This is a genomic window from Dehalobacter sp. DCA (assembly GCF_000305775.1).
Lineage (GTDB): Bacteria > Bacillota > Desulfitobacteriia > Desulfitobacteriales > Syntrophobotulaceae > Dehalobacter > Dehalobacter alkaniphilus.
The window spans coordinates 1,612,056-1,637,461 of record NC_018866.1; the positions used below are offsets into that span (position 1 = coordinate 1,612,056).

The following is a 25,406-nucleotide window of genomic DNA, read 5'->3' on the forward strand; positions in this document are numbered from 1 at the left end:
TCTTAGAAAAATAGATTCAAGTTTGATTCCTCAGACTTGGCAAGCATTGTGGCAACGCCACCGATTTCTACGCCATCAATCAGTTCTTCCTTTTTGATTCCCATCACATCCATCGACATGGAGCAGGCTACGATCTTAATACCCATTTTCATCGCATTATGCAGCAGTTCTTCCAAACTATCAACATTTTTCTTTTTCATGACGTACTTGATCATTCTAGCACCCATGCCACCCATATTCATATTGGAGATAGGCAGTTTTCTTGGTCCGCGGGGCATCATGATGCCAAAGGCTTTCTCCAGAGAATCCTTGCTTACCTTAGGTGCGTCATATTTCTTAAGAATATTCAGCCCCCAGAATGTGAAGAACATCGTTACTTCTTTACCCATGGATGCCGCGCCGGTCGCAATGATAAATGAGGCAAGGGCCTTATCCATATTCTGCTCGAATACAATCAGCGTCGCGCCCTTGGGTTTTTCCTCCACCGCAACGTTTACGTTTACCTGCGGCTGGTCGGTAGGCTTCATGCTTCCTTTGCGCAGATAGGCTTTCAGATAATCCCCGTTTAATTCTGTTTTAAGCAGCGTATTGCCGGTCTTACTGCACCAGGCCTCAATATCCCTCGCAAAGCCGGGATCCGTAACCAAGATTTCCAGGACCTGGCCTTCTTCTAGGATTTTCATATTTTCAAATACCTGTTTGATCGGTCCGGGACACTGTAGACCACAGCAGTCGATCACTTTATTCGCTCTGATTTTGGCTTCCGGGGATTCGGTAAAAGCTTTTCCGGTATCATCAACTTTTACCGCTCCTTTATCCTTCTTTTCAACCGCCCAGTAAACACTGGCATACGTCCGGAAACCTCCGTCAAGGTTGATCGGGTCATAACCATGCTGTTGAAGGATTCTAGCCGCAATATATCCCCTGAGGCCAATCTGGCACGTCAGGTAAACCGGCTTATCTTTCGGCAACTCCCCAAGCCTCTTTCTGAGCTCCGGAAGCGGGATATTGATTGACTCATTGATCTTGCCCAGTTCTACTTCTTCAGGCTGCCTGACGTCAACCAAAATATTTCCAGCAGCGACAATATTGTCGATTTCATGGTATTGAACAGTCTTGACCATATGATCCAGCAAATTGGCCGCAGCATACCCAATCATATTGACCGGGTCTTTCCCGGAGGAATATGGCGGTGCATAGGCCAGTTCCAGATCCTGCAGGTCATAAACCGTTAAATTGCCTTTGATAGCCGTCGCGATCACATCAATTCTCTTTTCTGCACCCTTGCGCCCGACGGCCTGCGCACCAAGTATTTTGCCGTTTTCAGTAAAGACCATCTTCATATCGAGCACTGTCGAACCCGGATAGTATCCGGCATGGGAATTCGGGTGAATATGAATGACCCTATACGGTATTCCCATTTTAGCTGCTGTTTTTTCATTGATACCTGTAGAAGCGGCCGTCAAATCAAATACTTTGGCAACTGAAGTTCCTAAAGTCCCGCGGTAAGGCTTACGGCTGCCATACAAATTATCGGCTAGAAGCCTACCCTGCCTGTTTGCCGGCCACGCCAGCGGTATATTTGTCGGAAGACCTGTAACATAGTTTTTGACTTCAATTGCATCACCGATTGCATAAATATTTTCATCACTGGTCTGCAGATATTCATTAACCCGGATAGCTCCTCTTTCGCCGATTTCCAGACCGGCCTGAACGGCGAGCATGCTTTCCGGACGAACGCCGATAGCCATTACGATTAGATCTGCTTCAATCTCCTGGCTGCTCTGAAGATAGACCTTTGATCTTTCCAGCTTCACGACACTGTCCTTCAGAATCAGCCTGACACCTTTTTCGCGGAGATGCGTGTGCAGAAGGCTCGCCATTTCATAATCCAGTGAGGGTTGCACCTGATCAGTGGCTTCAACCAGATAGACATCAAGGTTACGTTCTTTCAGATTTTCGGCCATTTCAAGGCCTATAAATCCGCCGCCTATAACGACCGCTGTTTTAGCCTGGTTTTGATCAATATAACTGTCAATGGCTTCGGCATCGGGAATTGTTCGAAGCGAGAATACCCTCGGGTTGTCGGTGATGCCCTCAATCCCTGGAACGATAGGACTTGCTCCGGGCGAAAGAATGAGTAGATCATAGCTTTCCTCATAGACGACACCTGTGTCGAGGTTTTTTACCTGAATCTTTTTATCCTGCCGGTTAATCGCGGTTACTTCTGATTTTATCCGGATGTCCAGATTGAATCTGTTGGTCATTCCTTTAACGGTCTGGACAAGAAGTTTATCCCGTCCTTTGATCGCGCCTCCAATATAATAGGGCAGTCCGCAATTCGCAAAAGAAATATGTTCGCCTCTTTCGAATATAACGATTTCCGATTCTTCATCAAGTCTTCTTAATCTTGCAGCAGTGGTTGCTCCTCCAGCGACCCCACCGACAATCACAATTCTTTTATGCATTAGATACCAACCTCCTCGACCCTATATTATTATTGTTTATTTTTTTAGTTTTATTGCTTAATAATTCAAATTCAAAATATTTAGTATTGTTCGGAAAACATCAGGTGGATCAACTTTTTCACTAATGGATTCTGAACCGAGTAAAAGACCTCGAGTCCTTCGCGTCTACCCCTTATAATTCCCTTATTTCTCAGCGCAGATAAGTGCTGAGAAATTGTCGACTGCGGAATACTCAGACAATTCTGCATGCCCATTACATTGCTTTCCCCATTTTCCATCAGGCCTTTGACAATGCAAAGCCGGACAGGGTGGGAAAGTACTTTTAATATATCCGCCTTTTCTTCGAAATAAACCGGATTATCCTTATAAGTCAACAAGCAAATCCCCTCCATATCCTTATATTTGTATATTAGGATATATAAATATATTTGTCAATTCTATCATTGCCGTTATTCATTCTTTTCTTTCCTCTATCCGTAAATTCTATTTTTGACATGCTAAAAGACCACACCTCCTACTGAAGATGCGGGGCGAATCATCATAAACGGGTCTGTTTCCCTATCCGAAACAGCTTATTCCTATGCAGCCTGCGCCAGCGTGGGTTCCAATCACAGGGCCCAGCGAAAATACCACAATTTCTTTTGGCGCATATTCTTTGAGAATGATCTGTTTAAATTCCTCCAGACTCTCAGGTGCTGCAGCCTGCGCAATACAAATTCTCTTATTATTTAAATCCACATGGTTGTTTTTTAGGTTCTCCAGAATCCAAAAGAAGGCTTTCTTTCTTCCTCTGGCTTTTCCTACGACAATGACCGCTCCGTCTTTAATAGAAATAATTGGCTTAATACCCAGGATACTGCCGGCAAATGCACTGGTCGCTGATAGTCTTCCGCCTTTTTTCAGATTCTCTAGATTGTCAATAACGCCATAGAATTGAACCTGATCTTTCAGAATCTCAATTGTTCTAACAATATCCTCCGCACTTTTACCTGCAGCAGCCATCTCGGCTGCCTCAACGACCAATAGTCCAAGTCCGAAAGTAGCGCTATTAGAGTCGATTACATAGATTCTGCCCTTATTCATGATCTCCCTGGCCATTACAGCGGAATTATACGTTCCGCTCAGCTTGGAAGAAATAAAAATACCGATGATTTCATCGCCTTGGTCTACATGTTTGGTAAATTCCTCGACAAACTCACCCGGATTCACCTGGGCTGTCGTCGGCAATTCTTTATGCCTTGCCATTTTGGCATAAAACTCTTCGTTGGTAATATCAACGCCGTCTCTATATTCCTCCTCCCCAAACAGGACTTTCAACGACACGACAGTAATGTTATATTTCTCTATCAAATAGCCGGGGAGATCACTTGTACTGTCCGTAATAATCCTAACTGACATTCTTTCCAACCTCCCGTAACTGACATTCTTTCCAACCTCACGTGTCTGTGCAGCTTGCTCTGTTATTTTTCTCTTCTTTTCAAATTGTACTTGACCTTAAAATACCCGTTAATATTTTCGAGAGCCGAGACAAGTACTTCCATTTCCTCATCCGAAAGTCGGGAAATGGTTGTTTGGATCATTTCATCATGAAACCCGGCATGATGCTTATAAGCCTGTACACCTTTGTCGGTAAGAGAAACTAGCACAATCCGTCGGTCATCATCACTTCTGATCCGGTTTACATAGCCTTTCTGCACAAGGTTGTTAGCCGAAAAGGTCAGAGTCCCAATCGTAATGTCCAAATCTCTGGCTACAGAAGACATGTTGGCGCTTAGTGAGGCCAATTGCTTCAATCACATGTATTTCTGTGATAGAGAGGTCGCTGAATTCATTCTCCTTAAGGGACAGTTCTTCGATTTGGAGAATGTCGTTGAATAGTTTTACCAGGAGTTCATTTAAAGTCCCATAAAGATTATTCATCTGAAGTTTCGCACCCCTCAAAACCCTTGTATCTCTAATTTAAAGGTATCCTAATGCCAGTGGTTCCTTCTGATTATTACCGATTAACTGGCATTTTTAAGGGCTATAAGCTGATTACTAAGAAAAGAATTCTCAAATAGTTCTTTCAAATGTTCATATTCACTGGAATTCCTAAATTCCAAAATGTCCACTAAACCAGACTTGGCGATGCTGGTGATCACCACTTGCAGCAAATCATCAAATAATTCCCAGAGCCGCTCCGCTACATTCTTCTCTATGAGTTCGTCCTTGATTTCCGCAAATAATCCTTCTAAGGATTCGTAGGCGTTTACTCGTCGAAAATAGGCTAGGAGTGTATAGAGGAGATAGCAGGTCGTGATATGGGCAATCTGCGCATCGAAATCCCTCGATTGACAAGTCCCGAGCTTCAAATGCTGCTTGGCTTCCTTAAAAAAGACTTCGATGGTCCAACGGATACTGTAAATCTCCAACATACTCAATAAACTAAGAGATATATCCGTCGAGAGGAACAGTCTAAATTTCTTTTGATAGGGAAACCGGCAAAAATACAGTTTGATTTGTCCGATTCCTTCATAATCAACAAGGACTTCGAAATAACGGATATTCCGTTTCCTACAGCGTTTTTCGTTTCCCTCACTTTTGAGGACCGATTTTAATTGGCTGGCATTAAGGGAAGTCTCTTTGTAGCGATACTTCCTCGTATCTTGCCGAACACCACAGACCAAATGCATCGATTTTTTGTCTAATCCTCGAATCGTTTGAATGAACTCGTAACTGCTGAACCAGCTGTCAACCAGGACATATTTAGCCTTAAACCCCTGTTTTACCGCCCGTTTTATCATATCCAGACCGTTCGAAATTTTGCTAACATGGCATTCTCTGATCCGTTTAGCCCCAGCAGATTTGGGGTCTCGTTGCTTTTTGAACCGTTCTTTACGGTGCCTTGCCTTTTTTAAGGGCTTTTCCACTTGTAAAGTGAAGTCTATAGGCGTGAGGCTTTTACCATCGAAGAAACCAAGGGTTAAATTTTTAAAGCCTAATTTGCTACCTTTCTTCCCTGCAACATGGTCAAACACCTGGGTCATTTGTTCAATTCTTCGACCTGTCTTAGCAAGAGTTGTATCATCTAGAATGAAAGCGGACTTTTCATCCACTTCGTTCGTAGGATTAACCAATCGTTGAAACTGTTTGGATATACCGATCAGCAATGCTCTCCAAGGCATTTTTTCATTGTTCTTCAGTCGATATATGGAATCTTTCTTCATAGTAGTAACCTTTTGGAAATCGCTTTTATATAACGCGTGGACACTTTTCAGTAACATTAGGGGCAACATCAACATTAGTGAGAGGATTTCCGCGGAACTGTAACCATCCTGTTTCAGAAAACCAACTTTGCGGCAAAGCGTTTTAAGCTTGAACGTCTTCATAACTTCACATATAATATTGTTAATCGAATAGCCGTGATTTTGGAGTACGTTTTCAATTTCTTTGACAGGTTTCCGCATGATAACACCTCATTTTTGGTTGATTTGGAGTAGCATCTTATTATACCAAAAACCTAGTGTTCATGCGGATTTTTATCGTTTTTTCGTCTTATTCTAAGCCGAATTTTCGGCTGTTTTATGGGTGCGAAACTTCAGATTCATAAAGCACCACTTACCATCATACTTCTTTGTTTGACGCTCAAACTAAATTAGTTTTACTATATGTCAGGCCAATGTTTTTGTCAATTCGAAATATATTTTTTAGGAAGAATTTTTAGAAAAATACCATAAAACCCCTTGGATCATGAACATACCTCAGACAAGCCGAATAATATAAAAAGACAAGTCGATGCTGTGACACAAGAAGAAAGGGGACCATACAATGCTTCAACAGGTTATCCGTACGCAGGAAGTAGATTCGTCAGAGTCTTTCCCTGTCCTCAGATTGATCGGCGCAATTGCTGCCGCTGGTCTGGGGTTATTTTTAGTTGCTTGGCCTTCAATCGTTAACCCAATCGCGATTCTGGCTGGTCTGATCTTGCTGCTTCTCGGAGTCGTCATTTTCCGTTTGAGTTTCTAAAGGGATATGCAGTTTGGGGCTGTCCAAATATTTTTGGGGCAGCCCATGTTCCTCTTATCTTATTAAAGCCCTTTGGGCCTAATCTTCATCTTAAGAGGAGGAATTTCAATGTCATTGCTTTTCGATCAACGGTTGGGCGGCTGTTGCTGTAATCGTTACCCATTCCCCCCTGGACCACCTGTGCCCCCTATTCCGCCTGTTCCACCACATCCACCTGTTCCACCGATTCCGCCAGTCCCCCCACCGCCTGTTATTGGTTTTATCCCGGGATTGATAGCCGGAGTTGTTTTAGCAAGTTTATTCCTTATTATTAACTTTTTTATCTTTTCTCCGGTATTAATCATCGCCTTTGTCATCTTGCTTATTGCATTGATCATTTTAGCCCTCAGATAAGCGTAGTTTCGAATAGGGAACACAAACAGCAGCGTCTGGTCTTACGGAGGATTCCTTGCCAGGAACCCTCCTCTTTTAATATACACAAACCATGCCAAAGAAAGGACATTTCAAAAGCGCCGGATTTGCAAGCAATTCAATAAATGCCGGTCCATTCGTGGCCGTCAAAAAACTCTGGTATGTACGTCAGGTACAAAACCAGAGTTTGAATAACTGCACTAGAACTTTACTTGAAGTGTTTCGAGAACCTGATTGATCGGATTAATAATTGTACTTTGATTTGAGCCGGCAAATAGCAGACCTACAGCCCTGTTTCTGAAATCTACAACCAAGGATCCGCTGTCGCCCGGTTCAGACATTTTGGAAGCAATGATCTGTTTTTCAAATAACAGAATTCTACCTTCTCCATAATTGACTTTTACTGTTGAATTAATTGCTCTGATTTTGCCAATCGTTAGTCCTGTAGTTCTCCCTGATTTTTTTACCGTCATGCCGGGTGCGGCCTCAGTCACACCCGTAACTTTACCGATCTCCAATATTTCTGGGCTCACAGCAGCGGCACTTACCGGTTTGGCGACAGCGCAGTCCACGCAATTCGGATTAGGGTAAACATTTAATGCCGCATACCTTGCAAGATAACCGATAGCTTCATTTGAACCATCTATTCCTGCCGGTTGAGTAATTAGATCGTTGATCGAGGCCCGGGCATTGCTCATCATCGATGTATTCGCCAAGACATGATTATTGGATAAGATCAGGGGCTGGCTGCTTTTTTTATCATAGACTAACGCTCCAAAGGTTCCGGCTCCCCCCTGATAATGACCAATACTGACACCCGGGACTGCAGGTCTGACCAAAGAAATCCTGCTGACCGCCGAAGAACCTCCCCGTTCTTTAATTAGCCATCTCCATAGACTCAGGAAGTCACCAGCATTTATTCTTTCTTTGGTTGTAGCTTTTGCATTAAAATTGAACGTCAGGTTTTTGTGCAGGGTTTTGGGGAAATTTTTCGCGGGATTCCCCACGAGGTTTCGAAGGAAAACAACGAACCCTTGTGCTGCTGCGCGCCTGCCACTGGCTTCATTGTGAGCAAAAATTTCCCCAATTTCGATTACATCGGTGAGTATATTATTAATCAGATTTGGTACACATTCATTGTCCCCGAGTTCCGAGCGGGGAATCTTTTTCTCGACAAAAACAAGTAATGCTTCCGTTCCCGTCGGATGACCATTGGTTTCTTTAATCCCGTTACCAAAGCCTATAACTCCGGGCATTGCCAACATTTCTTGCAGCTGATCGTTCATTGGACACCTTTCCTTTTTTCCATATCCTATGAGAAAAAAGGACAATCGGTGACAGGCTTCCGTTACTTCTCAACAATCTCTGAACTCAATCTTGCGTAACGGGCTGCAAGCTGTTCTGTCAGATTACTGCCCAGGATTTCTGTGATCAATGGGTTGACCAGGTTTAACAAATAGATCTTGGTCTTTTTGATGACAAGGTTTGGATCACGGAATTCTTTTTCTATCAGGCAGTTCTCCGTCAAAAGGTACTGGATAAAATCTTTGACTTCAGAGGCCGCTCTTCCTAGCTTGGTACTTAAATACGACCGAGCCCTGGTGGAAGCAACATAGGGCAATCTCATCTGCATCTCAGCAATCAATTCGATTCCTGTCGGAAAATCATCAACCGGCATATACTTGGCAGAATCCTTATTGAGAAGATTAAAGAAAACATCCAGACTTTCACAGTAAGGAATCAGCAAGTGATTGATTTTGTCTTTGACACCGATGATTCGGACTTCTTTCCCCCAGGCACGGATTCTTCGGATAATAGGCAGAAAATCGCCATCACTTGTAAATAAAAGAAACAGTTCTGCGGCTTTCGGTCTGGTCACCAGAATTTCCTGAACCTCCAGCATCAGTTCCGTATCCGCCGCATTTGCACGGATTTCGGTGTTCACATAGTTATTTTTCCCATAGACATGACGCGTGAAGATGTTTTTCTTTTCAAAGGCAGTTTGGGTCCTCCAGAATTCTTCCTTGTCAAAATTTGCATACAAATAGACGGCTTTTAGATCCACTCCAATATGATCCGCATAGTCCTCCAGGAGCTGAATAAACTCCTCGGGCATCAGCCTATAGCCGTATTCGTGAAGGCCTTCCCAGATATTTTCGTAATCAACAAATGCTATTGCCTTCAATGAAGATACCCCTTTTGCTCATTGTTCCTCTATCAATATATGTCTGCCTCGGACAAGGAGTGACAGGCTTATGTTTATCAAAAGTCTATGGTTTTCTTTCTACAAAAAATAAGGTCTTCCCTCAGATTTAAACTCTGAAGGAAGACTTTTTTAGTTGGTGACAAATTTTTGTATTTTTTGCCTTTCATGCATATTCTTAAATTTACCTTGATGATGCAATAATTAGCAACTGCCCATATTGTTTTACTTCGAAATTCTAACTGCACACACCTTGTATTCGTACGTACCCGAGACCTTATCGCAAGCTGCGTTCGTCAAAACATTGACCGGGGAGTCCACATAGTGGAACGTCATGAAGATCATTCCAGGCGGAACTTTGTCCGTTACCCTGACCTTTGTATCCACTTCGCCCCGGCGTGAGGAGACCCTGACCTTCTCACCGTCACAGACATTTAGGTTCCTGGCATCTTCAGGGTTGACCTCGGCAAATTCTTCTGCCGAATAAGCACTTAACACGTCTGAATAGCGCGTCGAGATGTTATAGTGGCTAAGTTTGCGTCCGGTGCTGAGCAGGAAAGGATAATTCTTATCCGGCAGCTCATCCGAAACTCTGGCTTCAATTGGCATAAACAGCCCATTGCCCCGCGTGCAGCCATCCATATGCAGGATCGGGGTACCCGGATGGGTTTCACAGGTAACCGGCCACTGCAGGCCATGCGTTCCGAGACGTTCGTGCGAAATACCCGCGTATTGCGGTGCCAGTGAAGAGACTTCATTCATGATGTCTGCCGTTGAATGATAGTTGAAATCAGAGCCCATTCTGTTGGCAATGGCACTGATAATCTGCCAGTCTGGTTTGGCGCCTTCAGCAGGCTCAACCGCTTTGTTGACCATTTGCACGCGACGTTCGGTATTCGTAAATGTTCCGGTTTTTTCCGCGTAGCTCACGCCGGGAAGCACGACATCGGCCAGTTTGGCTGTCTCGGTAAGGAAGATATCCTGGACAACCAGAAAGTCAAGTGCCTGTAGTCCCTTGCGTACATGGTGGGCATCTGCATCCGTTGAAACCGGGTCCTCTCCCATGATATACATTGCTTTCAGCTTCCCTTTAAGAGAGGCTTCAAACATATCCGGGATCATGTACCCTTTGTTCGGGTTTAAAGGTACTCCCCAGACCTTTTCAAATTTGTCTCTTGCTTTTTCGTCTTCCACTTTCTGATATCCCGGGAAGAAGTTCGGCAGCGCGCCCATATCACAGGCTCCCTGGACATTGTTTTGTCCCCGCAGCGGATTGACGCCGGAATTTTCTTTGCCAAGATTGCCGGTCAGCATGGCCAGGTTGGCCAGGGACATCACATTGTCCGTACCGGTGATATGCTCGGTAATGCCCAGTGTATAGAAGATCTGGGCACTTTCGGCTGTAGCATAGATCTCCGCAGCCTGATAAAGGAGTTCCTCCTGAACCCCGGTAACCCTGCTGACATACTCGGGCGTATATTTAGGAAGGATCACCTTCAGTCCTTCATATCCTTCCGTTCTTTTTTCAATAAAGGAACGATCTTCCCATCCCTGATTCAGAATGATATGCATCAGCCCGTTGACCAGCGTGATGTCTGTCCCGGGCCGCAGCCGCATCCAGACTTCGGCAAACCCGGTCAGCTCGATTCCCCTCGGATCGGCCACAATCAGTCTGCAGCCGTTGAGTACTGCCTGCTTGATCTTGCCGCCGATGACGGGATGAGCTTCAGTCGTATTGGAACCGATCACTAAAATAACCTTAGAATGCGGTATTTCACCAATTGAGTTCGTCATAGCTCCCGAACCAAATGAAGTGGCCAGACCGGCCACAGAGGGAGCGTGTCAGGTCCGGGCGCAATGATCGATGTTATTGGTTCCGATCACTGCGCGCATCAGTTTTTGCATCAGGTAATTGTCTTCATTGATACAGCGTGCTGAGCTTAAAGCACCTAGCGAATCAGGACCATTTTCGGCCTTGATTGCCGTGAATTTCTCTGCGATAAGATCAATGGCTTCGTCCCAGTTCGCTTCGACCAGTTCACCGTCTTTTCTGATCAACGGAGCTTGCAGGCGGTTCGGACTGTGAATCGTATCATATCCAAATCGTCCTTTCACACACAGTGCCCTGCCATTAACCGGTGCATCGGAATTGGAGGTTACTCCGATCACTTTGCCGTCCTTGACGTTCAGGTCAAAATTGCAGCCTGTTCCGCAGTAAGGACACGTGGTCCGAACCTTTTTGATTTCCCAGGGACGTCCTTTGCCGATCATTTGTTTTTCAGTCAGTGCGCCAACCGGACAAACGGCCAGACATGAGCCGCAGAATACACAATCCGAGTCACCGTACGGCAGGTCAAAAGCAGGCCCAACCTGGGTTTCAAAACCGCGTTTGGAATAATCCAGAACATTATTGACCTGAATCTCGGCACAAGCCCTCACGCATTTGCCGCATAAAATGCATTTATTCATATCCCGAAAAATGAACGGATTGCTGTCATCCGGGTCAGAGCAGCGTTTCTCTCCCTGAAAAGTATTTCCTTTGACCTGATATTCATAGGCATAACGGGAAAGATCGCAGTCTCCCATCTTTTCGCAGGTTAGGCAGTCAATATCATGGTTCGCTAAAATCAATTCCAGGATAGTTCTGCGGGCTTCCCTAATTTCCGATGTTGAAGTCCTTACGACCATCCCCTGTTGTACTTCCATCGTACATGCTGTAGCCAGGTTTCGCATGCCTTCTACTTCGACCATGCACAACCTGCAAGCGCCCCAGTTGGTCAGTTCGGGAGCATGGCACAGTGTCGGAACAGAAATCCCGTTTTTCCGGCAAGCTTCCAAAATCGTAGATTTTGCTGAGGCCAATACAGTTTTTCCGTCAATTTGGAGTTGAACCTTTTCCACACTCTCACTCCTTTTTCACTTTTCATCCAAGCAAACAATACAAATCACTCGACATTCAAATAAACGAATACCTGATCAGCCATTCCTAAGCTTATCTGGATAACCATTTGAAATACTAAGCTAAGCTGATTGCATTAAATTTGCATTTTTTCAGACAAGCCCCGCATTTAATGCATTTCTGCGTATCGATCACATAGGGTGTCTCTTTATCCCCGGTGATGCAGCCGACCGGACAGACTTTGGAACATTGCCCGCAGCGCTTGCATTTTTCATTGTCGACCGTATATTCCATCAGCGCGGTACAGGCATGTGCCGGACATCGTTTCTCAAAGATATGGGCTTCATATTCGTGACGGAAATAGCGCAGTGTAGCGAGCAGCGGATTCGGGGCTGTCTGACCAAGACCACACAGTGATGTCCGTTTGATAACCTTGGCCAGATTTTCCAACGTATTCAGGTCCTCAGCTTGCCCCTCACCCTTGGTGATCCGGACCAGGATTTCCAGAAGCCGCTTCGTTCCTTCCCGGCAGGGTGTACACTTGCCGCAGGATTCCTTTTGGGTAAAGCTTAAGAAAAAACGCGCAATATCGACCATACATGTCGTATTATCAAGGATAACCAGTCCGCCTGAGCCAACCATTGCTCCTGCGGCGGTCAGATTATCATAATCGACTTCAATATCCAGCATTTCCTCGGGCAGACAGCCTCCGGAGGGCCCCCCGATCTGAACAGCCTTAAATTGGTTCCCGTCCTTGATCCCGCCGCCGATATCAAAGATGATGTCCCTCAGCGTGATCCCCATCGGCACTTCCACCAGGCCGGTGTTATTGACCTTGCCGGTCAGAGCAAATATCTTGGTGCCTTTGCTTTTTTCAGTGCCGAATTGCGTATACCAGTCTGTGCCATTCCGTAAAATATACGGTACATTGGCCCAAGTCTCGACGTTGTTAATATTGGTCGGTTTCCCCCAGAGACCTTTGACGGCAGGGTAGGGAGGCCTGACCGTCGGCATCCCGCGCTTGCCTTCAATGGAAGCAATCAGGGCCGTCTCCTCGCCGCAGACAAAAGCGCCTGCACCGGCTTTGATCTTTAGTTTGAAGTTAAATCCGGAATTCAGGATGTTATTGCCCAGTAATCCGTTTTCCTCAGCCTGGGCAATCGCGGTTTTAAGCCTGTCGATCGCGAGCGGATACTCGGCCCGGCAGTAGATATAACCCTCGTCAGCGCCAATCGCGTAAGCTCCGATCAGCATTCCTTCAATCACCGCATGCGGGTCTCCTTCAAGAACGCCCCTGTCCATGAACGCACCGGGATCTCCCTCATCTGCGTTGCAGATCACATATTTTTTGGTGCCCTCTGACTGGCGGCATAGACTCCATTTAAGTCCTGTCGGAAAGCCTGCACCTCCGCGGCCTCTCAAGCCTGATTTTTTGACTTCCTCCACAACCTTGTCCGGGCTCATGGTTTGAATCGCTTTGGCCAAACCCTTGTAGCCGTCTTTAGCGAGATAATGGCTGATTTCCTCTGGGTCGATCTTGCCGCAGTTATCAAGGATGATCCGTTTCTGTTTGGCAAATAAATTCACGGTCTCAAAATTTGCCGCGAGTTTCCCCGATACCGGATCCTCGTAAAGAAGTCTTTCGACTTTTTCATCACGTATAATATCTTTTTCGATGATTTCGGAGATGTCCTCCGCTTTAACCTTCGTATAGAAAGTCTTGTCCGGTTCAATGATCACGGTCGGCCCTTGTTCGCAAAAACCATGACAGCCCGTAGAGCGGACGTCAGCCGTATGGATGCCTCTTTCAGCCAATCCTTCCCTGAGTAGATCGATTAATGTCTGGGAACCCGAAGAAAAGCAGCCTGTTCCATTGCAGACCAGAACCTGCTTATTTTTTCTGTCTGGTTCCAGGATCAAAGACATCAGTTTCTGCCTCTGCTGTTTGCAGGAAACATCGTCATGGCATAACGGCCCTTCCGTCCTGCATTGAACATAATCGGAACAGGGAGTGGATGTTGTATGATGACATTTTTCACAACACGGGTTCGCTAAAACCTTCATCGTTTCCCCTCCCTTATTTAAATCTTTTCAGAATATCCGGCACCAGGCCGGAATTCATATTCCCAAAAACCTGACCGTTGATGGTCATGACAGGAGCCAGGCCACAGGCTCCAATACAAGCAACGGTTTCCAACGTGAATCTTTGATCAGCGGTAGTCTCTCCGGCAACAATTGCGAGTTCACGTTCAATCTCAAAAAGTACTTTCTGAGCGCCCCTGACGTGACAGGCCGTTCCCATACAAACCCGGATCAAATTACGGCCTGTTGGTTTCAGTCTGAACTGAGCATAGAAAGTAACGACGCCAAATACTTTTGCCTCAGGAATCTTCAGTCCTTCGGCAATGGCCCGCATGACGGCCTCAGGAAGATAACCATACACTTCCTGAGCTTCCTGGAGAACCGGAATAAGAGCACCATCATGACCCTGATAAGCAGAGAGGATCTCATTCAGCCTGTGTTGGTTGGAATCAGCAAATACTGCCTCTTGTTTGGAGTCACAACACTTACACATATTCACTCTCCTTAAATTGTCATAATCTTCGCAAATATGATTATGGAACATAGATTACACCATTTTCTGTAAGCAGTAAAGACATTTTAAAATCGTGATCCTCTGCTGCAATTTTTTCAACCAGCTGACAATCGTACGCCAAACCGACGATGCAGACGTCTTTCCTTAATTGAGGCAGAAAACGGTCATAAAAGCCTTTGCCAAAACCAATCCTTTCGCCTTGCCTGTCGAATACGACACCCGGAACTAGAATCAGATCAATTTCTTCTGGGGATACCGGATGCAAGCGGTCGGAACGCGGCTCTCTGATTCCAAAAGTCCCTGACTGCACATCATCTTTAACATTTCTGATCTCACACGGAATGATAGTTTCCCCCTGACATAACGGAATGATCAGCTTTTTTCGTGCTTTGAGCGTTTCTTCGGCAACCCCGGTAGTTTCTGCTTCATCCCAATAATTTAAGTACATCATAATTATCTCAGCGTTCTGATAATCTGGCAAAGACATTATATTCCTCTGAATCCGATCATTTTTTTGCCTACGTTCATCAGCTGTCATGACCCTCCTGATTTGAAGAACTTTTTTTCGAAATAAATCTTTTTCTTTTTCGTTCACGTTCTGCTTCCTCCTGGTCATATGTCTGCATTATAGAGCAAAATTAATCAAATTTTCGACATTAATCACTTCTAAAATTGCAATTTCCTAACAATGATGTTCGTTTAGCATTTTTCCCCTAAGAAATTATCCCCATCCGCAGTAGCCAAAGAACAAGTTTTTTCATGGTTTATCCACATTATCCACAATCGTTGTGGATAAATATTGCATCCTATGTTTTTCTTATACCTATTCTTTTTTGTCGATTTTTTTACCATAATAAATAAAAAATATAAAGTTTTTGATAATTTTGATAATTATTAATGAATAATTGAATATAAACTGATGTAACTGCGTCCTCCAATTTTACAGATTTAAGCCAGGAACTGCATTTAACTTCCATGAAGCATAATCATCATTCATAAAGCGATAATAACCGGCCAGTGCAATCATCGCACCATTGTCGGTACAGTATACCGGTGAAGGGTAAACAAAAGAGATCCCGCGGTGATCCAGTTCCTGCTGCAGCGCTTGCCGCAAATTGCTGTTTGCTGCAACCCCGCCGGCCAGGGCCAAGGTCTTAACCGGATATTTTTCCAAGGCCCGGAGGGTTTTCTGCACAAGCACCTCCACAACGGCAGCCAGGAAAGAAGCTGCCAGGTCGGCAGTATTCAAAACTTCGCCCTTCATCCGGGCACTGTTTAAGGTATTAAGTACCGAGGACTTTAACCCGCTGAAACTAAAATCAAAGCTCCCGGTCTCCAGCATCGCTCTGGGAAAATCAAAAGCTGCTGCGTTTCCTTCGAAAGCAGCTTTCTGGATATTCGGACCGCCCGGATATCCAAATCCGAGCGCCCGGGCTACTTTGTCAAAGGCTTCCCCGGCAGCATCATCCCTAGTTCTGCCGATCACTTCATAGTCTAGATGCCCCCTAAAAATAATCAGATTGGTATGTCCGCCGGATGCCAAAAGCGCCAGCAGCGGGAAATGTAAGTCCGGATGCTCCAAGAAATTGGCATAAACATGCCCCTCCAGATGGTTGACTCCGATTAAAGGAATGTCTGCTGCATAGGCCATGGCTTTGGCAGCAGATACTCCCACCAGCAGAGACCCTACCAGCCCCGGGCCGTACGTCACTGCAACCGCAGAAAGATCTTTAAATCCCATACCTGCTTGTCCGAGGGCCTCTGCAACTACCTGGCTGATATGCAGACAGTGTTCCCGTGATGCTATTTCCGGGACAACGCCGCCATACTTTTGATGGGTACCAATCTGAGATGAGATGATGTGGCTTTTTAAATCCGTGCCATTGGCTAGGACTGCCGCCGACGTCTCATCACAACTCGTTTCAATACCTAAAATTATTACATTCTTGTTATTGTCCACAATACTCCTCCAACGAGACCAGTTAAGTACCCGTAAATCCTTAATTTTTAATTCTAAGGTTAACAAATCTAGTACAGCAATTTCTAAATAACATTAGTAGCTTGCACTAGCTGCAGACTAAGTCTCCGGAATGGATGGTCAACGCCAAGCGGAGCACGATACGAAGTGCGGCTTTTTGACGGCAAAGGATAACGTAATTTACTAATCGATCTACTAGAGACTGGCCCACATAATCAGTGCATCCTCCTGGTTGTCGGAATAGTACCCTTTGCGTACTCCGGCGGCCTTAAAACCTAATTTCTCATACAGATTCCGCGCCGCCTGATTAGATACCCGGACTTCCAGTGTAAACCGCAGCACGCCTTTGGCAATCATCTGATAAATCACGTTTTTCATCAGGTATTCACCCCAGCCCTTACCGCGGCATCCCGGCCAGATTGCAACATTTGTAATATGGCCCTCTCCCATGACGATCCAAAGCCCTATATAGCCAATAACCTTGTGATCCAGCTCTAGGCAAAAATAATTGGCTAAAACATTATTTTTCAGTTCTGATGTAAAGGACTCCGTTGTCCATGGCGTGGCAAACGATACTTCCTCAATCGCCACAATGGATGGGATATCCTCAAGCTGCATAGGACGAACGATAGCCTCCGCCTCAGGTTCCCTATTCTGTTCGGCCTGACCTCTTTTTAACATTTTTATCACCTGAATATCAGTATTCTTTTTAATGATGTTTCAGAATTATAGTATGTTGAGAATACCAATATGACTACTGCATTGTACCTTGTTTCTTAAGATAATTGGTTTCAGCTTCTGAGAGACGAATATAAATGGGTTCCAGGGCCTGAAAATTCCCGTCAAAGCATCTTGCCTTCCACTGTTCCCAAACCTCACATGCTGCATAGGCTCCTCTGGGCAGGTACTGGTATTCGGACAGCAGAACGGCCTGGCTGCCGAGTTGTTCCTCCAGAAATTTTCTGGCTCCGGTAACCGCATCCCCAACAAAAAAACAAGGTTTTTGAAGTTCCTTCAACTTCGCTGTGAGCGCCTCCGGCGTAACAGCCTTCGGCCCGTCCAGGCACTCTCTGCCTTCCCGCCAAATATAGCGGGCATAATACCATTCATTTTTACGGGCGTCAAGGATCACAACAGTTTCTTCCGGCCTGCCCTTTCCGGCCCAGGCTAGCGTATCCAGCGAAGTAATTCCGACCAAAGGGATATTGAGGACCTGTGCAAGTCCCTGGGCTGTGGCAATTCCGATCCTGATGCCGGTAAACGACCCCGGACCCCGGACTGCGCCGATAAAATCAAGATCCACGGGTTTCCAGTCGGCAGCATTCAGCAGCTGATCCAGCATCGGGATCAGTCTTTCAGAATGGGTTTTTCCAGTGTTCAGAAATCCCTCTCCGACCAGCCTGCCATCCTGACCCAGGGCCAGCGCAGTCATCTTTGTCGTTGTATCGATTGTCAGATATTTCATAAGCCTCACTGCTCTTAATTATTTTTTCTTAGGACCACAGATTTATTCTAAAGCTTTTTAGCAAGTATGATGTCAAAAATTGAGCATAATTAAACGTGTTTGATCACCACTTCCCTGAATTCTGATTTCGAACCTGTCTTCCGGCAGTAAATCCACGATGATTTCCGGCCATTCCAGCAGACAGACACAGTCATCCCGGAAATAATCGGCAACACCAATGATTTCTGCTTCTTCCGGGTAGCGGAGCCTGTATAAATCCATATGAATCAGTTTCAGTCCATCAATTTTGGTACTGTATTCCTGAATCAGGGTAAATGTCGGACTTGTCATGGTGTCTGTAACCCCGAGTCCTTCACCGAGCCCTTTGGCCAGGACGGTTTTGCCCGAGCCCAAATCTCCATAAAGACAGATGACCGTGCCTTCCCGGATACTTTGTCCGAGCTGTTTCCCGAGAAGAAAAGTCTCCTCAGAACTTCTCGATTCAATCAGCCGTTCCATATTTTCACGCTCCCGTCTCACTCGGGCTTTACGATCAAACCGTTGATCAATACTGTATGGGGCGTGGCCTCAAAACTGAGCGGCTTGCCCTCCCATACGACAATATCAGCATCTTTTCCTACTTCCAAAGATCCGACTCTGTCAGCTACCCCGAGTATTTCAGCCGGCCAGATCGTGATTGCTTTCAGTGCGTCTTCTTCCTCAAGTCCGTTGCGGACAGCCATCGCTGCACACAGCGGCAGATGCTCGATAGGGGTAACGGAATGATCAGTGATGATCGCTATTTTAAGTCCTGCTTTGTTCAATACTCCCGGTGTGCTGAATGTTTTATCTTTAAGCTCTACTTTAGCCCTGTTTGTGAAAGAAGGACCTACAGCCGCTGGATAGCCATACCGCTGAAGAACATCGGCAATTTTATGTCCTTCAGTACAGTGATCCAGAACAAGATCCACGTCAAACTCGCGGGCTATGCGGATAGCAGTCATGATATCATCTGTCCTGTGGGCATGCGCTCTGAGCGGTATTTTTTTGTCCAGTACAAGATTGATGGTTTCGAGTCCGAGGTCCCGTTCAGGAAGTTTGTCCAAATCCTTTTGGCCTTGTTCCAGTTTCTCCCGATAATTTTGAGCATCTACCAACGCCTGCCGGAGCAAGGCTGCGGTTCCCATCCGCGTCATCGGCATTTTTTTCTGTTCTCCGTATACAGATTTTGGGTTTTCACCGAACGCAATTTTGAGTCCTGCAGGATCTCTCAGAATCATTTCTTCGACCACACGGCCCGCCGTTTTGACAACAACACCTGTACCCCCAATGACATTTGCGCTTCCGGGGCAGGTAAATGCAGCGGTGACTCCTCCGAGCCGTGCATCCCTGAAGCCTTCATCTTCAGGATGGATTCCGTCAATCGCGCGAAGTTCGGGGGTTAGTGGATCCGTCATTTCATTCAGGTCGTCACCTTCATGCTGATAGATTTCTTCTCCAATCCCGACGTGGCAGTGCGCATCAATGAAACCAGGCAAAACCCATTTTCCCCTGGCAGACACAATATGTACCGGCTCCTCTTCTGTACTTAGGCCGAACATTTCTCTGAACGCACTTTCTTCGTCTTCATCTGTCTCCGCAACCGAATGCTTCCTAATTTTTTCAATTTTACCGTCTTTAACCAAAATGCTCCCTGTAAATTCAGGCTCTCCGGTCATCGGCTTGATATTTCCGCCGGCAATAATGATCTGTTGATTGCTCATATGAAATATTTCCTCACTTTAAGGTATTATCGTACAAATACATTTATAATGGCTATTCAAACGCCTTCACGCTTCCTGTGCCGTCGTCCATGCTGCGCTCACCGCGAAACTGTGGCCCCCAGACTGATTTATAGAGTTTTTTTCAGAAGATCTGCATGCCTGAATGTTACTCTTTGTATGAAGTTATTTCAAGAATGATTTATTAAATATCCTTCATCGAGAGGCTGACTCGACCTCTGGCGTGATCGATACCGAGGACTCTCACCTTCACGATATCGCCGACCGAGATAACTTCCATCGGATGTCTGACATAACTGTTGCTGAGTTCCGAGATATGAACCAATCCGTCATTCTTGACGCCAATATCGACGAATGCGCCAAAGTCAACAATGTTCCTGACCGTCCCTTCCAGACTTATTCCTACCTGCAGGTCCTCCAATTTGGTGATATCCTGACGCAGCAGTGGGCGCGGCAGGTCCTCACGCGGATCCCTCCCCGGTCTCAGCAAAGCCTCGAGAATATCTTTAACGGTCGGTAAGCCTGCCTGAAGTTCCGCAGCCAATCCCTCAGCGCTGAAACCTCCCAGCGCAGCGCGCACCTGCTCCGGATTCGTTTTGAGGTCCATCGCTGTCAAATTGGCTTTCTTCAGGATTGCCGAGGCGACATCATAAGACTCTGGATGAACCGGTGTGTTTTCCAGACAATTATTTCCATCCGGCAGCCGGATAAAACCGGCACATTGAATATAGGTCTGTTCCCCGAGCCGGGATACCTTCTTCAGTTCTTCCCTGCAACGAAATTTGCCGTTCTTCTCCCTGTAGGAAACAATATTTTTGGCGACTGTATAATTCAATCCGGAGACAAATTTCAGAATAGACGGAGAAGCCGTATTCAAGTTGACTCCGACTGTATTGACGCAGGATTCGACGACACCGCCCAGAGAGCTTTCCAAAACCTTAGGCTGGATATCGTGCTGGTACTGACCAACACCGATTGCTTTCGGTTCAATCTTGACAAGCTCAGCCAAAGGATCCTGCAGTCTGCGGGCGATGGATACCGCGCTTCTCAGCGAAAGATCAAAATCCGGGAATTCCTCTTTGGCCAGTGGCGAAGCCGAATAAACCGAAGCCCCTGCCTCGCTGACAATAATATATTCCAACGGACGTCCGCTTTCCCGGATGAATTCGGTGACGAGCTCCTCCGTTTCGCGGGAAGCTGTTCCATTGCCGATTGCAATAATCTGGACGCCGTACTGCTCCACCACTTTGGCAATGAGCTTTTTGGCTTCTTGCTTTTTATTCTGTGGAGGGTTTGGATAGATCACCCCTACCTCTCCAAGTTTTCCTGTATCATCGATCAGCGCCCACTTGCAGCCCGTCCTGTAACCGGGATCGAGCCCCATGATCACTTTATCTCTTACCGGCGGCTGCAGCAGAAGCTGCCGCAAGTTGGCGGAAAACACCTTGACAGCTTGTTCTCCTGCCCTGCTGGTAATCTCGGCCCGGATCTCCCTTTCGATCGATGGGTAGATCAGCCGCTTATAGCTATCCCGCAAGGCCTCTTTCATCAACTCCTGACAAGGGCCTCCCTTCAGGTATTTCTTTTCCAGTAATTGCAGAATCTTATCCGCTTCAATCTCAAGCCCTACGGAAAGGAATTCCTCCTTTTCTCCTCTGTTCAAAGCCAGAACCCGGTGCGGCGGGATTTTACGGACAGGTTCCTTATATTCATAGTACATCTCATACGGCGAACGCTCTTCTTTTTTCGCCTTGGCTGTAATTTCTGCCCATTCATAGATCCTGGTCCGAACTAGTTTTCTTGTTTCCGCATCATCGGAAACGTTCTCGGCAATTATATCCCGGGCTCCGCTCAAGGCCTCAGCAGCATTATGAACACTCAAATCGGGATTAAGATACTTAGCGGCCTCTTCCTGCAGGCTTCCTTTGGCAGGCTGGTTGAATAACCAATCCGCCAGAGGCTCCAAGCCCTTTTCTCTGGCTATCGAGGCTCTGGTTCTTTTTTTCTGCTTGTAGGGCCGGTACAAGTCTTCGACTTCCTGCAGTTTGACGGCAGCTTTTATTTTGGATCTTAAACCGTCATCTAGCTTGCCCTGTTCGTTAATCAAGCGAATGACTTCCTCTTTTCTGAGCTCCAGGTTCCGGATATATTCCAGCCGATCTGCCATGGTTCTGAGTACAGTTTCATCCAATTCTCCGGTTGCTTCTTTGCGGTAGCGTGCAATAAACGGAATGGTATTCCCCTGGTCCAGGAGCTTTACCGTTTCCCCGACCTGCCAGGTTTTCAATCCTAACTCCCTCGAAATGACGCTAATAAAGTCCATTATGTTTTTTCCTCCAATCATGGGAACATGGGGACGTTTCTTTTATCCCCTCGAGGGGATAAAAGAAACGTCCCCATGTCTCCCCTCCGTATAAAAAACAGCGTCAGGTGTTAGAAGCCTGTACGCTGCGTTATTCCGTACTATGTAATTTGGCCTCATCCATTGAAATCCTTCAGATCTCCGTCAGCCCAAGGCTTATTTCAATAGCTTCATCAACCCTGAGCATTACTTCCTCGTCGAGCACTGCGACTTTTTCCTTCAAACGGCTCTTATCGATCGTTCTGATTTGTTCAGTCAAAATAACAGAATCTCTTTCCAAACCACTTCGTTTCGCTTTGACTTCCACATGGGTCGGCAGTTTGGCTTTTGAAATCTGGGATGTAATTGCTGCGATAATTGTTGTCGGGCTATACTGGTTTCCAATATCATTCTGAATAACCAAGACCGGCCTGGTGCCGCCTTGTTCAGAACCTACAACGGGGTTTAGTTCCGCATAAAAAATCTCCCCGCGTTTAATACTCATACCCGACACTCCAAGCTAGTTTCCCTTCATAACGCATGGTTGCCTCTTCTTCAGCCTGGCATAAATCTACTGCCATCGACAGGTTGATTTGAGCCATTTCAACATATCCCTGCCGCATCTGCTCTCGTATTCCTGCTTTTCGCCGTTCAATCAATACACTGTAAACAGCTTCTTTGATAAAATCACTCCGGTTTAACTTCTCTGACGATACGATTTCGTCTACTTCCTCAATAATGCTTTCCGGCAAACATACAACAATACGCCTAGTCTCTGCCAAGCAAGGCACCCCCTTCATGGCCACGGAAGGCCCCATTAAGCAATCCTATTTTATTATAGCGACTCACCCTCTAAAGTGTCAACGAAGACACGGCCGGGTACAAGCAATATTCAATAATTCTTCCTGGTTTTAATCATGTAATTTTTTCCTGTTTTGATCCTATTTGGGTCCTGCCCTGAATCCTGCCGTAAGAAAACGCTCAATAACCGCATGATGCGCTGCTTTTTCCAGAGAATCTTCCAGGATTTCCAGATGATAAGCCGGATTCTTTCTTTTTGTCGCCAGTCTCAGCAGCAGGTCGGTAATATGGGGATTTTTCGGCAGCAACGGTCCATGAAGATAAGTCCCGAAAACATTTTTATACCATACACCCTCCTGTAAATCCTCTCCGTTATTGCCATAACCCCTCAGCGCTCTTCCCAAGGAATTCAGCTCTGATCCAAGATAGGTCTTCCCAGAATGGTTCTCAAATCCGACCATGGTATTGAACACCTCAACGCCATCGGTCTGCCGGAGAATATTTCCCGACACGGAACTCAGAAGTTCAGGTGCCATTTCAACAATGACATTGCCAATCAGTCGTTTGTTTCCGGCGATGGTATAGAAGTCCAGGATGCCCAGGCCCGGAATTTTTTTCCCGTCTCCGGTCTGATAATACAGCCCCAAAAGCTGGTAACCGCCGCAAATGGTCAGCATGACAAGTCCATCGTCGATCGCCGCTTTAAGTTCTGAGGATCTGGTGCTTAAATCCTGAACCAAAAGGCTTTGCTCCCGGTCTGAACCGCCCCCCAGAAAAAGAATATCCGCCTCGGAGAAATCCATTTCTTCCCCCAAAGATATTCTGCGTATCTCGACATCAATGCCGCGCCACCTGCATCTGGCAGCCAGCGCCAGAACATTTCCCCTGTCGCCGTATAAATCAAGCAAATCCGGATAAAGATGAAAAATGGTGAGCTTCATATATTTACCGCCTTACGCTGTTTTTCTCCGGTTTTTCTTCTCACCAGAATATCCCGCATCGGGAAAAGGGCAGTGTAGGTTGGCAAAATAAATACGGCTTCTCCATCTGCTATGCTTGCAGCCGCCTCAACCGCTGACACCGTGTTGGCGCTTGGCTGTTCCAGCATCTCCACCGCTTTTTCCAGAGAATGTTCCATTGTAATTCTGTCTTCCTTAATTCCAGCATACTTTAGCCGCAAAGCCATGTCCTCAGCTCTTAAACCGGAGCATATGATTTGTTTCACGTCATCCTGACGCGAAGCCAAAATTTCAAAGTCGACATCCCATAACCAAGATATATCCCGGCCATCGGCCGCCAGATCGTTAATCGCAATCAGCAAGCGGACAGACCGAGGCAGTTCTGCAATGGTATGGATGACCTGATTAAAACCTGTTGGATTTTTCACCAGGGTCAACGTTGCCTCACATCCGGGAAGCGAAAACTGTTCCATTCGCCCGGCATCGGAAACATACCGGTTCAGTCCGGCACCAATATCCTCTCTGGATATCTGCAGACGGTCCGCAGCACAGAAAGCTGCCAGCGCATTATACAGATTATAATACCCTTGCAAAGGTACCTGATAGACGCGGTCGTCATGGTCATCATCTATCCTGAACGAGATCTCCCTGCTTTCCACTTTGACTTCTTTCGCTTCAATATAAGGATCAGGCCGGCTGAAACCGCAGCCGGGACACCTATAGTACCCTAACTGACCATAATGAAACAGCGTGTAAGACAATTCCTGACCGCAGTGCGAACAGTATCGTCCTTCCCGCGTTTCCGTGCTGTCGGCAGAGCTTGTGGGCAGTGTGCTTACCCCAAAGTAAAATACACCTTTCCGGCCGGTTCCGATCTGAGCAACTAGCGGATCATCCGCATTCAGCACCAGTTCTGTTGCGGCAGGCAGCGACTCTTTTACCAGCTTGATCGTCGTATCCAATTCGCCATACCTATCCAACTGATCCCGAAAGAAATTCGTAATCACAGCAAGCCGTGGAGTCAGCTGCCTGCATAGCCCCGGCAGTGTAGCTTCATCCACTTCGAGCAGCAGGACAGAAGCTTGCGGCATACCGGCAAATGTAGTATTCTGCAGCAATGCTCCTGTAATCCCCGTAAGCATATTGGCCCCTTCCCGGTTAAAAGCAATCTTTTTTCCGGCTGTCTTCAGGATAGAAGCGAGTAGGTTGTTCGTTGTCGTTTTGCCATTGGTTCCCGTAATAATCACTGCGCCTTCCGGAAAACTGGAAGCCAGGAGGCCAATCATATTGGGGCAAATCTTAAGCGCAATAAATCCAGGGAAGGTTGTGCCTTTCTTCCGCAAAAGCCGCATCAATATCAATACGATTTTTCCTGTCCAAAGCGCCAGGTAGAAACGGATTTTCATCAGGAGCTGCTCCTTATTTTTTAGTTGTTGTAACAACATACTTCTTTGTTATTTCCAAACATTCTTAAACATCCCTATTAATATAACCTAACTTACACCTAAAATAAACAGCAA

Annotated in this window: 22 protein-coding genes and 1 pseudogene; 1 reads left to right on the top strand and 22 read right to left on the bottom strand. The window is 46.2% G+C overall.

Going from position 1 to position 25,406, the window contains the following annotated elements:
* Positions 1 to 2: 2 nt before the first annotated feature.
* From DHBDCA_RS07770 to DHBDCA_RS07790, 5 genes and pseudogenes are all read right to left on the bottom strand, one after another.
* Positions 3 to 2,468, bottom strand: coding sequence for a CoA-disulfide reductase (locus DHBDCA_RS07770; RefSeq protein ID WP_015043666.1), 2,466 nt, complete (start codon positions 2,466 to 2,468; stop codon positions 3 to 5).
* 80 nt (positions 2,469 to 2,548) lie between these two features.
* A complete protein-coding gene (locus DHBDCA_RS07775; RefSeq protein WP_015043667.1) occupies positions 2,549 to 2,845 on the bottom strand; it encodes an ArsR/SmtB family transcription factor in 297 nt (98 codons plus the stop codon).
* A gap of 181 nt (positions 2,846 to 3,026) precedes the next feature.
* Positions 3,027 to 3,866, bottom strand: a complete 840-nt coding sequence (locus DHBDCA_RS07780) for a DegV family protein (protein ID WP_015043668.1) — start codon at positions 3,864 to 3,866, stop codon at positions 3,027 to 3,029.
* A gap of 62 nt (positions 3,867 to 3,928) precedes the next feature.
* A pseudogene (locus DHBDCA_RS07785) lies at positions 3,929 to 4,388 on the bottom strand (winged helix DNA-binding protein).
* Between the two features lie 83 nt (positions 4,389 to 4,471).
* Complete coding sequence (locus DHBDCA_RS07790) at positions 4,472 to 5,914, bottom strand: IS4 family transposase (RefSeq protein ID WP_015042633.1); 1,443 nt, start codon at positions 5,912 to 5,914, stop codon at positions 4,472 to 4,474.
* A 361-nt stretch (positions 5,915 to 6,275) separates the two neighbouring features.
* Here DHBDCA_RS07790 and DHBDCA_RS07795 point away from each other — a divergent pair, with 361 nt between their 5' ends.
* Positions 6,276 to 6,473, top strand: a complete 198-nt coding sequence (locus DHBDCA_RS07795) for a hypothetical protein (protein ID WP_015043670.1) — start codon at positions 6,276 to 6,278, stop codon at positions 6,471 to 6,473.
* Positions 6,474 to 6,628: 155 nt separating this feature from the next.
* Here the strand turns inward: DHBDCA_RS07795 and DHBDCA_RS07800 are convergent, their stop codons facing one another.
* From DHBDCA_RS07800 to DHBDCA_RS07885, 17 genes are all read right to left on the bottom strand, one after another.
* The gene (locus DHBDCA_RS07800; RefSeq protein WP_015043671.1) at positions 6,629 to 6,850 is read right to left on the bottom strand and encodes a hypothetical protein; all 222 of its coding nucleotides are present in this window, start codon (positions 6,848 to 6,850) and stop codon (positions 6,629 to 6,631) included.
* Between the two features lie 234 nt (positions 6,851 to 7,084).
* A complete protein-coding gene (locus tag DHBDCA_RS07805) occupies positions 7,085 to 8,170 on the bottom strand; it encodes a hypothetical protein (protein WP_015043672.1) in 1,086 nt (361 codons plus the stop codon).
* 62 nt (positions 8,171 to 8,232) lie between these two features.
* Positions 8,233 to 9,069 (bottom strand): NYN domain-containing protein, encoded by an 837-nt coding sequence (locus DHBDCA_RS07810; RefSeq protein ID WP_015043673.1) that lies wholly within the window; start codon positions 9,067 to 9,069, stop codon positions 8,233 to 8,235.
* 243 nt (positions 9,070 to 9,312) lie between these two features.
* Positions 9,313 to 11,988: a formate dehydrogenase subunit alpha gene (gene fdhF / locus DHBDCA_RS14950; protein WP_015043674.1), complete on the bottom strand. Its 2,676-nt coding sequence runs from the start codon at positions 11,986 to 11,988 to the stop codon at positions 9,313 to 9,315.
* A 115-nt stretch (positions 11,989 to 12,103) separates the two neighbouring features.
* Positions 12,104 to 14,050: an NADH-quinone oxidoreductase subunit NuoF gene (gene nuoF / locus DHBDCA_RS07825; RefSeq protein ID WP_015043675.1), complete on the bottom strand. Its 1,947-nt coding sequence runs from the start codon at positions 14,048 to 14,050 to the stop codon at positions 12,104 to 12,106.
* Positions 14,051 to 14,063: 13 nt separating this feature from the next.
* Positions 14,064 to 14,561: an NADH-quinone oxidoreductase subunit NuoE gene (gene nuoE, locus DHBDCA_RS07830; protein WP_015043676.1), complete on the bottom strand. Its 498-nt coding sequence runs from the start codon at positions 14,559 to 14,561 to the stop codon at positions 14,064 to 14,066.
* A gap of 40 nt (positions 14,562 to 14,601) precedes the next feature.
* Positions 14,602 to 15,177 (bottom strand): 5-formyltetrahydrofolate cyclo-ligase, encoded by a 576-nt coding sequence (locus DHBDCA_RS07835; protein ID WP_015043677.1) that lies wholly within the window; start codon positions 15,175 to 15,177, stop codon positions 14,602 to 14,604.
* A gap of 345 nt (positions 15,178 to 15,522) precedes the next feature.
* A complete protein-coding gene (gene tsaD, locus DHBDCA_RS07840; protein WP_015043678.1) occupies positions 15,523 to 16,542 on the bottom strand; it encodes a tRNA (adenosine(37)-N6)-threonylcarbamoyltransferase complex transferase subunit TsaD in 1,020 nt (339 codons plus the stop codon).
* Positions 16,543 to 16,755: 213 nt separating this feature from the next.
* Complete coding sequence (gene rimI, locus DHBDCA_RS07845; protein WP_015043679.1) at positions 16,756 to 17,241, bottom strand: ribosomal protein S18-alanine N-acetyltransferase; 486 nt, start codon at positions 17,239 to 17,241, stop codon at positions 16,756 to 16,758.
* A gap of 73 nt (positions 17,242 to 17,314) precedes the next feature.
* Positions 17,315 to 18,025, bottom strand: a complete 711-nt coding sequence (gene tsaB, locus DHBDCA_RS07850; RefSeq protein ID WP_015043680.1) for a tRNA (adenosine(37)-N6)-threonylcarbamoyltransferase complex dimerization subunit type 1 TsaB — start codon at positions 18,023 to 18,025, stop codon at positions 17,315 to 17,317.
* Between the two features lie 72 nt (positions 18,026 to 18,097).
* A complete protein-coding gene (gene tsaE, locus DHBDCA_RS07855; RefSeq protein WP_015043681.1) occupies positions 18,098 to 18,523 on the bottom strand; it encodes a tRNA (adenosine(37)-N6)-threonylcarbamoyltransferase complex ATPase subunit type 1 TsaE in 426 nt (141 codons plus the stop codon).
* A 17-nt stretch (positions 18,524 to 18,540) separates the two neighbouring features.
* Complete coding sequence (locus DHBDCA_RS07860; protein ID WP_015043682.1) at positions 18,541 to 19,767, bottom strand: amidohydrolase; 1,227 nt, start codon at positions 19,765 to 19,767, stop codon at positions 18,541 to 18,543.
* Between the two features lie 202 nt (positions 19,768 to 19,969).
* Positions 19,970 to 22,108, bottom strand: a complete 2,139-nt coding sequence (locus DHBDCA_RS07865; RefSeq protein WP_015043683.1) for a Tex family protein — start codon at positions 22,106 to 22,108, stop codon at positions 19,970 to 19,972.
* A 172-nt stretch (positions 22,109 to 22,280) separates the two neighbouring features.
* Entirely contained in the window at positions 22,281 to 22,631 is a 351-nt protein-coding gene (locus DHBDCA_RS07870) for a type II toxin-antitoxin system PemK/MazF family toxin (protein WP_015043684.1), read from the bottom strand.
* Positions 22,621 to 22,908, bottom strand: a complete 288-nt coding sequence (locus DHBDCA_RS07875) for a CopG family ribbon-helix-helix protein (protein WP_019225279.1) — start codon at positions 22,906 to 22,908, stop codon at positions 22,621 to 22,623. The genes DHBDCA_RS07870 and DHBDCA_RS07875 overlap by 11 nt, the downstream gene beginning before the upstream one ends.
* A gap of 159 nt (positions 22,909 to 23,067) precedes the next feature.
* On the bottom strand, positions 23,068 to 23,868 hold the full coding sequence (locus DHBDCA_RS07880) for a type 1 glutamine amidotransferase (protein ID WP_015043686.1): 801 nt from the start codon (positions 23,866 to 23,868) through the stop codon (positions 23,068 to 23,070).
* Entirely contained in the window at positions 23,865 to 25,292 is a 1,428-nt protein-coding gene (locus DHBDCA_RS07885; protein ID WP_015043687.1) for a Mur ligase family protein, read from the bottom strand. Before DHBDCA_RS07885 ends, DHBDCA_RS07880 begins: the two co-directional genes overlap by 4 nt.
* Positions 25,293 to 25,406 lie beyond the last annotated feature (114 nt).